The organism is Arthrobacter sp. (assembly GCF_031179985.1).
Classification (GTDB): domain Bacteria; phylum Actinomycetota; class Actinomycetes; order Actinomycetales; family Micrococcaceae; genus Arthrobacter.
Genome location: NZ_JAPSHJ010000015.1, coordinates 39,498 through 52,153, shown reverse-complemented (window position 1 = coordinate 52,153; position 12,656 = coordinate 39,498). Strand labels below are relative to the sequence as shown.

Sequence of the window (12,656 nt, the reverse complement as noted above, 5' to 3'; positions counted from 1 at the left end):
CGTGGGCATATCTCAAAGGATCCGGACGGCACTGATAGGCGCCGGACCCAGGGGTACCAGCGTGTTGGAACGCCTGCTGGCCAACTGGGCAGCCCGCCCTGCCTCAGAAAAGGGCCATCCCGATGCTGGAAGCCTCCACATTGATGTTGTGGACCCCTATCCTGCCGGACCAGGCCACGTGTGGCAGCCAGGTCAATCCAGGCTCTACCTCATGAACACCCAGTCCTTTTACCCCACATTGATCCCGGAGGACCCACAGCTGGCCCCTCCTTTGGCCGGTGGCACTTTTGATCGGTGGCGGCAGGACCAGCAGCAGCAGCCCCTGCCATCGCTGACCGCCGAGGAACGGGCCGAAATCTCCACCCTCGCAGCCGGAGATTTTCCGAGCCGTGCCCTGTACGGCCGGTACCTGAGCACCACCCTGGAGGAATTGCTCGGCTGTCTTCCCGACGGCGTCACCGTCCAGTTCCACAAAACCTCAGCCGTTTCGGTTCGGCCTTCCGGCAACGGAACGTTCGACGTCGGGCTCGACGACGGCGGCTTCCTCGCCGTTCAGTCAGTGGTCCTGGCCCTAGGGCACCTGGAGGCAAGGCTCAACGCGGAGCAGCGCGCCCTTCAGGCCGGTGCCCGCCAGTTTGGGCTGCTCTACCTCCCGCCGGCGGCACCAGCGGACGTGGACTGGTCCGTTGTCCCGGCGGGCGAACCCGTGCTGGTCCGCGGGATGGGCCTGAACTTCTTCGACGTGATGGGCCAACTCACAGAGGGACGCGGCGGGAAGTACGTGGAAGCCGTGAGCCAGGGCGCTCCCGGTTCTTCCGGGCGCTACGCACTGGAGTACCTGCCCTCGGGCCAGGAGCCAAGGATCATCGCGGCCTCCCGCCGGGGGACGCCGTACCGGGCCAAGGCAGCCTTGGCAGGCTATTACCCGCAGGCCGTAAAGCTCCGGTACCTGACGGACGCAGCCTTGGCCAGGTTTGCCTCAGCCGGCATTGTCCCCTCCTTCGACCATGACTTGTGGCCGCTGCTGCACCGCGATGCCCTCTGGGCCTACTACACAACGCTGGTCAGGACGAGCCCCGTCGCCGTGAACGAACCGGCTCTGTTCCTGGAGGCGCTTGAGGAGGTTCTGCGTCCCCACGCGCACAGCACCGTCAAATGGGAAAACGAAGTGGAGCGGGTGGTCACCTCGCACGTGGTGCCTTCCGGCAGACTTGACCTTCTCGGGCTGGCCGCCCCGTTGGCCGGGAGGTCCTTCGCATCCCGCAGTGATCTCGACGCCGCCGTGGTGGACTATCTGGAGGACGACGCCCGCCGCTCAGCTCTAGGTGAAGACGATCCCGTCAAAATGGCCATTGGCGCCCTGCATCATGGGCGGGCGGTCCTGAAATCGGCAGTGGCCGACGGCGGGATCACCGATGAGTCCTGGGTCGGAGGCCTGCGCGGCTGGTTCGAGTCGTTCGTCGAAGGGCTGGCCAGCGGTCCCCCCGCTATTCGCTCCGAGCAGCTGGCCGCGCTCGCCCGTGCGGGAGTGGTCAGTTTTGTCGGCCCCGATCCCAAGTTCGGCCTCGACAGGACGTCCCGGCAGTTCTCCGCAGCTTCCCCCTGGGTCAGGACCGGAAGCGTCAAGACCAGCATTCTTATTGAAGCGCTGGCCCCGGCGAACAGGGTGGCCAGAAACAGGTCCACGCTGCTGGAACAGCTGTTGGCCGACGGGCTCGTCAGGCCGCGGCTCATGATGACAGCGGAGGGTACTCCAGTGGAAACCTCCGGACTGGATGTGCAACCCCATCCCTACCGGGCTGTGGCCGCGAACGGCTCCCTCACGAACGGCCTCTATGTTCTTGGCCTGCAGTTATCGGCGGCGCAATGGGGTACTGCGATTGCAGCCGAAGCCAGGCAGCAACACGGGCCTGTGTACCCGAGCGGGCAACGGACCCTGCGGGACGCCGACGAGATCGCCCGCGGCATCCTGGGGCTCTGACTTTCTGCCCGGCAGAGGCTTCCGTTCTTCCTGCTGCTTCAGGGCAAGGAAAAGGGGCCCGCCCTCCCGTTCCTGGGAAGAAAGGCCCCTTTTGTCTGTTCAGATCAGCCCTTCAGGCACTTCCGGTACTCAATGAGAGCGAAGGCGTACCTGATCCAACCGCCAACGTGGTACCACTTGGCGGGCGGAACCGGTGCTGTGCAGACAGGCGGAACGGGGCCGCTGGACGCTACACGGACATCGGTCTTGATCACTGTCCCGGATTCCACAGCGGTGAGGACAAGCGTTGCCGTTCCTACCGCTGCACCGGCCGGTACCTTGACGTCCACAGCGGCTGCGCCGCCGGCGACGCCGATACTGCCCAGCTCGGTGGACACACCGGCAGCGTCAACAAAGACGGCCTTCAGGGAACTGTTCACCGGACTGCCGAGTGAGGTGAGATCCAGCTTGGAGACAGCCAGGGAGACAGGCTCGCCGGCTTTGACCTCAGTGGCCGTCGTGTTCACTACGGCCACGCTGCGCCGCGCGAAATCGGGGGATACGGGATTGTGTTCCTGCAGGTACTTGATCCACGCATCCCTGTCCACGAGTCCCGAGTCCTTGGTGTTGGCTCCTTCCTTGAAGACCCGGAAGTTATCCCCTCCCGTGGCGAGGAAGCTGAACGTCCCGATCCGGTAGGCCTTCGCCGGATCAATGGGGACCCCGCCCACACGGATGGAGGTGATGCGGTCTCCGGCGGGCCGGGCGGCGTCGAACGTGTAGTTGACATTCTTGGAGAGCCCCAATTGCTGGTAGGCGCGGCTGGGCACCGTACCGTCGGGGTTCGTCTGCCACTGCTGCTCCAGCAGCGTCTTGAACTGGGCACCGGTCAGGGACGTCGTCCACAGATTGTTCACGAACGGCAGTACCGCATTGGCCTCGGCATAGGTGATGGTTCCGTCAGGCGCGAAGTACAGCTCATTCCGCAAGCCGCCGGGATTCACGACGCCGATCTCCGCACCGCCGAGTTCCGCCGTTCCCAGGCTGGCAGCGAGGGAATCGGCCACGAGGTTACCCAAAGTGGATTCGCTGGCACGGTCATCACGCTTCGCAGGACCACCTGCGGGATCCGGGCTGAACGCCGTGGTGATATCCGCAGTGACCTTGCCGACAGGCTGGTTACCGATCAGCGCGGCATCAGAAATGGCCTTGTCCACGATGCTCTTCACTGCTGCCACACGCGGGTATTTGGCGATAAGGTTCGCCGCCGTTTCAGTGGGAGTGGGCACGAACCGTTTGACGTTACCGGCCTTGTACCCGGTCACGGTCATGGTGGCTGGATTTACCGTGAGCTGGATTTGACCGACGTTCTCGCCATAGTTGCCGGTCTGGACGATGGGGCGTGTCTTGCCCTCGACGCCGGGAACAGGTGCGTCCCAGGAGTACTCCTTGTGCGTGTGCCCGTTGAAAATGGCATCCACTTCCGCGGATGTTTCATTGACGAGCCGTGCGAAGGGGCCGCCTGCCGCAACTTCCTGCTCCAACGTGGCGCCTTCGGGGGCACCCGACCCGGCGCCGTCGTGGTTCTCGACGATGATGATGTCGGCAAGATTTTCGGCGGTGATGCGGGCTGCAACGCGGTTGATGGCGTCGACGGGATCGCCGAACTCCAGTTCGGTGATGCCTCCGGGAGTGACCAGCGACGGAACTTCCTGCGTCACGGTTCCGATCACAGCAACCCTGATGCCGCTCATGTCCAGTACCGTGTATTCCGGCAGCGCCGGCTCGGTGGTTCCCTTCTTGTACACATTCGCCCCAAGGTGCGCGAACCTGGCGTTGGCACCACCGGCAATGACGCGGTCCCGGAGATCGGCGAAACCGCCGTCGAACTCATGGTTTCCCACTGCCGAGGCCCTTAGGTCGAGGGCATTGAGGACATCGATGGTGGGTTGGTCTTTGGCGACAGCCGAGGCGAACAGTGAGGCACCGATGTTGTCGCCCGCCGAGATGAAGGCAGTGGGACCAGGCGCAGCGGCACGCAGTTTCTCGATGGTCCCGGCAAACAGGATCGTGTTGCTGTCGATCCTGCCGTGGAAATCATTGATGCCCAGGAAGTTCAGCTCTGCGGTCGCGGGAGTTTCAGTAGTCAGGTCCAGACCCACCACGACGGGATCGTGATCGCTGGCACGGAATTGATCGGGGGCGTAGTAGTTGGTCACGTTGTTGTTGTACCTGCTGTACTCCAGAGCCACTGACTCCACAGAGTTGATGTTCCAGATGTCAGCGCCGGTGACAACCGCATTGGCGCCCGGGGAGGCCAGCACGTGGTCAAGGGAACCCACCAGCCCGCCAAAGAGGTAGGAGTGTTTGGCTGAGCCGTCCGTGTTGCGGGCCTTTTCGTCCTGGTTGACATAACCGGCCGCCCGGAAAACGTTGAGCGGATCCTCCTGTGCGTAGGCGTTGAAATCTCCCATCAGGAAGACCTTGTCAGTGCCCTGCGAGCGCTGGAGTTCGTCGGAGAATGCCAGAAGGGATTTGGCTTGCTCCGTACGTGCGAGGTTGGCGTTGCCCTGACCCTTGTCCGTGTCCGAGGGATCTGCCGGGGGAGGCGAGCCCTTGGACTTGAAGTGGTTGGCGATCGCGATGAATTTCTTGTCATCCGCCGCGCCTGCCGGTTTGAAAACCTGAGCCAGCGGCTTGCGGGCGCTCGCGAAGGCAACGGTGTCGTTGTGGATGATGGATTCACCCACCGGCACGGCGGTGGCCTTCTTGTAAATAAAAGCAGTCCTGATCATGTCCTCGTCCGCCAGTGGCGGAGCGTTGGCCGGGCTGCGGACGTAATCCCACACCCCCGGCGTTTCGACGTTGAGGGCCTCGATGAGCTTGGCGAGGGCGTCGTCCCTGTCCTTGCCGAAACGGGCGGAGTTCTCCACCTCCATAAGCGAAACGACGTCGGCGCCGGCTTTGCTGATGGCGGCGACGATCTTGTCCTGCTGGCGCTTAAGGTTCTCAGCGTTGGCCGCCCCGCGGACGTTGCAGCCGTCCTTGACCGTGATCGGGTTTCCGTCTCGGTCGGTGTAGAAATTGCAGCCGGCCACCTGGTCACCGGTGGTGGGGAAGTAGTTCAGCACATTGAAGGAGGCGATCTTCAGGTTTCCTCCGACAGCGGCGGGAGCCTCTGTCCGGGTGCCACCGAAAGTTGCGGGCTGGGCAGCGGCACTGTTACCGGCGGTCAATGCTGTCAGCGGCTGGAGCTTCCACGCGTTGTTGGCGTAGCCGAGCACCACGTTGGTGGTGAACGTGACGGGAGCGCCGACCCGCACAGGATCAGCGGCAGTCAGGTACGGCAGGACCTGTGCTTTGGTGGCCGCATCCTTGAGGAAATTTGTGGTGGCACCGTCATCGAGCTTGATGCCGCGCGCAGCGTTGGCGGCGACGGTCGCTGTGTACTCAGCGGATCCGTAAGGGGCCACTGCAGTTGGCTGGACCAGCGGGGCAGTGCCGCCCGCCAGGCCGATCTCGCCGTACTGGTTCAGTGAGTAGTTGTCAGTGACGGTGACTGGACCTTGCGGGGCGAGAAGCATGCCCTCGAGGGATTCCCGGAAGGTTTCCTCTGCGGGGAGGCTGAACCCGGTGGCTTTCACCTCGGCGGCAGGTTCAGTCAGCTTGCGCACCTGGCTCGCGTCAGGCGCCGTCAGCTGAGTCATTCCGAAGAACTCGCTGACTGAGCCGGTCACCTCCACGAAGTCACCGATCTGGACTGACCCCACCGCTGAGGGCGAGTAGACAAAAACAGCGTCCGACGCCGGGTGGTTGGCCTGAGTGAGATCTCCACCCGTGCCTGCTGTCTGGAGGTAGAAACCGGCAAAGCCGCCGGTAGGGAAGGCAGCAGTGACCTTGCCCCTGGTGGTGACCGTGCTGCCGGCAAGAGGGCTGGTGGAGCCTGTGCCTTGAATTTCGGCGATAGTTTTCACAACGGGCGCCGGGGTGGGGCCGGGATCTACAGGGCCCGGATCTCCCGGACCCGGATTTCCTGCTCCACCGGCGGCCGTCGGGGTGATTGAGGCACTCAGGGTGAAGTCGGCTGAATTGCTGTTGCTGTCCGCCCCACCCGTGCGGTTGAGGCTTTTAACGTCTGTGTTTCCCCCAGGGGCTGTGGCTGCCTGGGTTTCAAAGGTGTTTGCAGTCCCGTATCCCAGCAAGTCAGCAATGTTCGCCGCTTCAACCACTGAGCCTGTAGGCAACGGGTCGATGGCGGTTGCCTGCCTGGCCAGGACGATTGTTCCGGTGGTTCCGGACGGGTTGAAGCCAGTGGCCACGACATCTGCCGTGGGCAGTTCGGCTGCCGTTGATGTGGCGCTGTTGGTGGCGCCCTTAATCAGGTAGTGGCCCTTGGCAGGGATGCTGCCGCTCAGGTGGGACACATTGTTTGGCAATCCTGTACCGCCGCCCGCCCTGTATTGGAGCGACCAGCCGTCCAGTGGCACTGCGGCGTCGGAGCCGTTGTAAAGTTCAACAAACTTGTTTTTATAGGCTGCCCCCGCGCTTCCGCCGCTGAGGTAGGCCTCGTTGATGACTACTGGTGAACTGCCTGCGGCTGGTGAGACCTCCGCCGCCACGGCCGGGACAGCTGCCAGCGGGGCGATGAGCCCCGCCGACAGTGCTGTGCCCAGCGCGATTTTCCAAGGTGTACCGTGCATTCGCTCTGACTCTCATTAGGGTGTCCCTGGGTGAGGGACCTCATTGAAGGCATCCAGGTTGTACCAACGGACACCGGGACCGGCCTGTACTCCTGGTCAAGTAGTTTCCGGCACATCAAAACAGCGTTGAATGAACGCAGGATGACCTGGGCGTGCATTCGATGAAACGTCCCCCAGCGAAACGTTTCATCCGTGACATGCCAAAAGAATACCGGCCAGTAGATTCGAGGGAAGATCCCGGCCGGTACTTTTTACAGCAAATTGTTCAAAGGCCTCCAAGGAGTGGAGCTGCACACCTTTGAGGCCTCCTTGGCTCCTCTAGGCGCCCTGGCTCACCGCCTCAATGATCTTGAACGTGGCGCCAGTAGGGTCCGCGAGGGTAGCTACCCGGCCGAACGGGCTGTCCTGGGCGGGCTCCAGAACGGAGGCCCCCATGGAAACAGCCTTGTCGACGGCGGCATCGGTGTCCTCAACCCCGAAATACACCTGCCAGTGGGATGGAATCTGCTCAGGCAGGAACAGTGAAGCGTCAATGATTCCTGCCCTGGCTGCATCCCCCGCTCCAAGGGTGGTGTATTTGAAATCCGGAGCATCGCTCATGACCTCCGTCTCCCAGCCAAAAACGTCCTGGTAGAACCTGACCGCGGCGGGGTAGTCCTTCGCATGGAGTTCGTGCCAGACCGGGGCGCCGGGTTCTGCGGCAATTTGGAACCCCTGGTGCTCACGGCGCTGCCACACCCCGAAGGCAGCACCCGCAGGGTCCCCGAAGAATGCCATTTGTCCCTGCTCGGGCACATCCATGGGCTCCATGAAAACCTGACCGCCGTGGTCAGCGACGGCGGTGGCGGTCGCCGCGACGTTTTCCGCGGCGAGGTAGGTGGACCACGCGTCGGGCATGCCGGCCTGGTCTTCCTGTTTGGGCATAATGCCGGCTACTGCCTTGCCGTTCTTGGCGGCCGAAATGTAGCCGCCGTACATCTCCTGGTCGCCGGTCTCAAAGGTCCAGCCGAAGAGTTCGCTATAGAAGGACTTCGCTTTTTCCGCATCCGAGGTCATGAGGTCGATCCAGCAGGGGTCACCTGAGTGGATGTCAGGAGTGGGCATGATTGCTCCTAGATAGGTCAGTGTTGAGTGCATCAACAGCGATGGGTCACCACCGCATGGTTGTTGGGGCAGCGGCGACAGGACAGACACTATGCCGGGGCACCGACCGTTTCAATGGCTCTTAAGCGAAAAGTGCCCCAGGTTCTGATGAAATTCAGAACCTGGGGCACTCGCTCGCGGAAGGTAAGAGATTCGAACTCTTGGTACGGGGTTACCGCACACTAGTTTTCAAGACTAGCTCCTTCGGCCGCTCGGACAACCTTCCAGTAACAGTAGTGTTTCATAGGCAGTTGGCTGCGACAAAAACAGCGTTGCTGAAACACTTCCGGCAAGCCTTTCGGTAACAATGGAAAAAGTGCAGCCGGACCCTGAGCCCGGGCGCAGGAATCAGCTAGGTAACGGGAGTTTTCAATGAAGGCCGTCTACATCTCGCAGCCCGGAGGGCCTGAAGCCCTGGAAATCCGCAACGTCCCCAGACCGGTTCCCGGCCCCGGTGAGGTGCTTATCGACGTCGTCGCCGCGGGCCTTAACAGGGCGGATGTCCAGCAGCGGAAGGGTTACTACCCGCCCCCTCCGGGTGCCTCAGAAGTTCCCGGGCTGGAGGTATCAGGACGGATCGCCGGCTTTGGGCCGGACGTGGCGAAGCCGTTCAGCGTGGGGGACAAGGTGGTGGCGCTGCTCGCAGGCGGGGGATACGCGGAGCAGGTCGCTGTGCCTGCCGGGCAGGTCCTGGGGGTCCCCGAGGGCGTGGATCTGGTCACCGCGGCCGCGCTGCCCGAGGTGGCGGCCACGGTCTACTCCAACCTCTTCATGACGGCGCAACTGCAGCGCGGCGAGACTGTGCTGATCCATGGTGCCACCGGGGGAATCGGCACCATGGCGGTCCAGTTGGCGAAGGCCTTCGGGGCCAAAGTTGCCACAACCGCCGGAACGGCGGAGAAGGTCAGCACAGCAACAGCATTCCTCGGAGCAGATATCGCCATCAACTACGCTGAGGAAGATTTTGGCGAGAGCCTCCGTGCACAAAATGGCGGGCGCGGCGCGGATGTGATTCTCGACGTCGTCGGGGCCAAGTACTTGAAGCAAAATGTTGACGCGCTCGCCGACTATGGACGGCTGATCGTGATTGGGCTACAGGGCGGAACCAAAGGCGAACTGGACCTCGGGAAACTGCTGCGTAAACGGGCCGCGATCGTCGGAACCGCCTTGCGTCCTCGGCCATCGGAGGAAAAGGCCGTCATCATGAACGCCGTCCGGGAAGCAGTCTGGCCCTTGCTCTCCGACGGCAGAATCAAGGTTCTGGTAGCCAAGACTTTCCCGTTGGACCAGGTGCGCGCGGCCCACGAGTACTTCGACTCAGGTGAACACATGGGCAAAGTCCTGCTCGTCATCTGAATCCGACTTATCGGCGTGGGGTTTTTGTCCCTGGGTTCCTGAACGCTAGGGTTGTTCCATACGCGGTATGCACGCGTCTAGCTTGGGGGCGCGTGCGTACCTGTGTCCGGCTATCAGTGGGAGCCGAATGTCCGTCCGTCACAGTCTTCTGGCCCTACTCCAGGACCAGCCACGCTACGGCTACCAATTGCGGGTGGAATTCCAGGACCGGACCGGGGCCACCTGGCCGCTGAATATTGGCCAGGTTTACACCACGCTTGACCGTCTGGAGCGGGACGGTCTCGTGAAAAAAGACGGCGACGACGGCGCCGGCCATGTCGTCTACAGCAGCACCGAGGCGGGCCGGGCACAGGTTCAAGGCTGGTTCGCCGCGCCGGTGGAGCGGGACAATCCGCCACGAAGTGAACTTGCCATCAAACTCGCACTGGCGGTTACCCTGCCGGGAGTAGACGTGGGTGCAATCATTCAAGTCCAAAGGACCGCCTCCATGGCTGCGCTCCAGGAATACACCAGAGCCCGCAGGGACACAGCGGCGAACCAGCGCACCGTGGATACCGCCTCGCTGCTTGTGCTGGACTCGCTGATTTTCCAGACAGAGGCTGAGGTCCGGTGGCTTGACCTCTGCGAAGCCCGGATGATCCAACTCTCCCAGAACTCCAACGGCGGGGCCGGAAACGCCGCGCAGAGCTCCATCGGCCAGACCGGCCTCAGCCCGACCAATGGCGGGGGTTCCTCGGCTGCCCGGCCTGCTCCCTGATTCACCGCCAAGCACAGGCGGTTCAGTTGTCACGCAATTTGACGGCTTTGTAATGATGTTTCAGCGAGCGTTGGCGTCAAGTACTGTGAGCACTGCGTCGGGGGATGTGGGGCTCCGCCCGGCGGAAACGAGCACAACGCTCTACCGGGTTCTCGAGGAGGAGACGTGGGAAAAAAGTACGAAGGAGAGTCGCCGAACACATTGTCGGAGGATCTTTTGGAAGGCGATCCGGCCCTTCCCGCTACCGCGGTGAATGAGGCCAGGGAAGCTGAAGACGCTAAATGGACCCCGGCCAAGATCGGGCTGTGGGTAGGTATTGCACTTTTGGGCGGCGTGGCCTGGTTCATGCTCGCCATTGTCAGGGGCGAAACGGTCAACGCCATCTGGTTTGTCTTTGCCTCGGTCTGCACTTACTTGATCGGGTACCGCTTTTACTCGAAGGTGATCGAACGCTACATCACCAGGCCCAATGACCGCCGCGCCACACCAGCTGAATACAAGGCGGACGGAAAAGACTATGTCCGCACTGACCGCAACGTCCTGTTCGGTCATCACTTTGCTGCCATCGCAGGCGCCGGCCCACTTGTAGGCCCTGTCATCGCGGCTCAGATGGGATACCTTCCGGGCACCATCTGGATCATCATCGGCGTCGTTCTTGCCGGTGCCGTCCAGGATTACCTTGTTCTGTTCTTTTCCATGCGTCGCGGCGGCCGTTCTTTGGGCCAGATGGCGCGTGAAGAACTTGGCGTGATCGGCGGCACTGCCGCACTCGTGGCCACGCTGCTCATTATGGTGATCATCGTCGCTATCCTGGCGCTCGTCGTCGTGAATGCCCTGGGCGAAAGCCCCTGGGGCGTTTTCTCGGTGGGCATGACCATCCCGATTGCCCTTTTTATGGGGGTGTACCTGCGCTTTATCCGTCCGGGCAAGGTGCTGGAAGTATCGATCATCGGTTTCGTGCTGCTGATGGCGGCGATCATCGGCGGCGGTGCTGTGGCGGGCACGGAGTGGGGTGCGGCCTTCTTCCACCTGGACAAGGTCACCATCGCCTGGGGACTCATTGTCTACGGGTTCATCGCTGCGATCCTGCCCGTTTGGTTGCTCCTGGCGCCGCGTGACTACCTCTCCACGTTCATGAAGATCGGTGTCATTGTGATGCTGGCCCTGGCCATCATTGTGGTCCGCCCGGAAATTACCGTCCCGGCCTTCAGCGAGTTCGCCAGCCGGGACAACGGCCCGGTATTCTCCGGCGCGTTGTTCCCGTTCCTGTTCGTCACCATCGCATGTGGGGCGCTCTCGGGGTTCCACGCCCTCATCGCTTCCGGTACCACGCCAAAGCTCATCGAAAAGGAGCGCCAGACCCGGCTCATTGGCTACGGCGGGATGCTGATGGAGTCGTTCGTGGCCATCATGGCCCTCGTTGCCGCTATTTCCATCGACCGCGGCCTGTACTTTGCCATGAACTCTCCGGCCGCACTGACCGGTGGAACGGTGGAAACGGCAGCTGCCTGGGTGAACAGCCTGGGTTTGTCCGGCGTCAACCTCACCCCGGACTTCCTGGCCCAGGCCGCTGCAAACGTCGGCGAAGAAAGCATCGTTTCCCGGACGGGCGGGGCTCCGACGCTGGCCGTAGGCCTCGCCCACATCATGCAGCAGTTCATCGGCGGCACCTCGATGATGGCGTTCTGGTACCACTTCGCCATTATGTTCGAGGCGCTCTTCATTCTCACAGCGGTCGACGCCGGAACGCGCGTTGCGCGGTTCATGCTTCAGGATTCCATCGGAAACTTTGTCCCCAAATTCAAGGAAGCGTCATGGCGTCCCGGGGCGTGGCTGTGCACTGCGGTCATGGTCGGGGCGTGGGGCGCAGTTCTGCTGATGGGCGTCACCGATCCGCTCGGGGGCATTAATACCCTGTTCCCGCTGTTCGGAATCGCCAACCAGCTGCTCGCCGCCATTGCCTTGGCTGTGTGTATGGCCATCGCTGCCAAGCGCGGGTCCTTCAAGTACATCTGGATTGTGGCGGCGCCGCTTGCGTTTGCCGCCGTTGTCACCATTACGGCGAGCTTCCACAAGATCTTCTCGCCGGTCCCCGCTGTGGGCTATTTCGCGAATAACGCCGCATTCTCCAAGGCTCTCGAAGACGGCAAGACCTCCTTCGGCACGGCCAAGACGGTGACAGCAATGGAAGCCGTTGTGCGAAACACCACCGTGCAGGGCTGGCTGTCGGTGATTTTCGTGACGTTGAGCATCATCGTCATCATTACTGCGGTGCGGGCTACTGTGAAGGCCTTCAGGAACGCAGCCTCGGGCATCCCCAACAAGGACCACGAGGATCAGGCGAGCGCATCCCGCGTCTACGCACCCGCTGGCCTGATTCCAACCCCTTCAGAACGCGCGCTGATGGCGGAATGGAACAAGCTTCCTGCGGACAAGCGGCTTGAGAGATCCGGACATCACTGATGAACGGAGTAAAGGCAGGGTTCCGCGGCTTCGCACAGTACCTTGGCGCCTTGGTTGGCGCGGACGCCTATCGGAAATACCTGGAACACCACGCGGCGTCCGGGCATGACGGCCCGCCACTGAGCGAACGGGAGTTCTGGCGCGACAGGACCGACCGTCAGGATAACAATCCGCAAGGACGATGCTGTTGAGGTAACCGGTGAAGGATGAACGGCCCGGGCCGTTCAGCCCTCACCGGACAGGCGTAACGTATCCGCCGGTCATGAGAGTATGAACC

Annotated in this window: 7 protein-coding genes and 1 tRNA gene; 5 read left to right on the top strand and 3 right to left on the bottom strand. The window is 62.4% G+C overall.

Going from position 1 to position 12,656, the window contains the following annotated elements:
* Position 1 precedes the first annotated feature (1 nt).
* Positions 2-1,981: an FAD/NAD(P)-binding protein gene (locus tag RIN13_RS09325; protein ID WP_309107055.1), complete on the top strand. Its 1,980-nt coding sequence runs from the start codon at positions 2-4 to the stop codon at positions 1,979-1,981.
* Between the two features lie 104 nt (positions 1,982-2,085).
* On the opposite strand, the gene RIN13_RS09320 is transcribed toward RIN13_RS09325, so the two are convergent.
* The 3 genes from RIN13_RS09320 to RIN13_RS09310 all read right to left on the bottom strand — a co-directional run bounded on the left by RIN13_RS09320 (position 2,086) and on the right by RIN13_RS09310 (position 8,029).
* On the bottom strand, positions 2,086-6,660 hold the full coding sequence (locus tag RIN13_RS09320) for an ExeM/NucH family extracellular endonuclease (RefSeq protein ID WP_309107054.1): 4,575 nt from the start codon (positions 6,658-6,660) through the stop codon (positions 2,086-2,088).
* A 318-nt stretch (positions 6,661-6,978) separates the two neighbouring features.
* Entirely contained in the window at positions 6,979-7,764 is a 786-nt protein-coding gene (locus tag RIN13_RS09315; protein ID WP_309107053.1) for a VOC family protein, read from the bottom strand.
* Between the two features lie 177 nt (positions 7,765-7,941).
* Positions 7,942-8,029 (bottom strand) — tRNA-Ser (locus RIN13_RS09310).
* Between the two features lie 146 nt (positions 8,030-8,175).
* Between RIN13_RS09310 and RIN13_RS09305 the strand changes: the two genes are divergently transcribed.
* The 4 genes from RIN13_RS09305 (at position 8,176) to RIN13_RS09290 (ending at position 12,570) form a co-directional block, all read left to right on the top strand.
* Positions 8,176-9,159, top strand: coding sequence for an NAD(P)H-quinone oxidoreductase (locus tag RIN13_RS09305; RefSeq protein WP_309107052.1), 984 nt, complete (start codon positions 8,176-8,178; stop codon positions 9,157-9,159).
* A 127-nt stretch (positions 9,160-9,286) separates the two neighbouring features.
* Positions 9,287-9,916, top strand: a complete 630-nt coding sequence (locus RIN13_RS09300) for a PadR family transcriptional regulator (protein WP_309107051.1) — start codon at positions 9,287-9,289, stop codon at positions 9,914-9,916.
* Between the two features lie 165 nt (positions 9,917-10,081).
* The gene (locus tag RIN13_RS09295; RefSeq protein WP_309107050.1) at positions 10,082-12,379 is read left to right on the top strand and encodes a carbon starvation CstA family protein; all 2,298 of its coding nucleotides are present in this window, start codon (positions 10,082-10,084) and stop codon (positions 12,377-12,379) included.
* Positions 12,379-12,570, top strand: coding sequence for a YbdD/YjiX family protein (locus RIN13_RS09290; protein ID WP_309107049.1), 192 nt, complete (start codon positions 12,379-12,381; stop codon positions 12,568-12,570). Before RIN13_RS09295 ends, RIN13_RS09290 begins: the two co-directional genes overlap by 1 nt.
* The last annotated feature ends 86 nt before the right edge of the window (positions 12,571-12,656 follow it).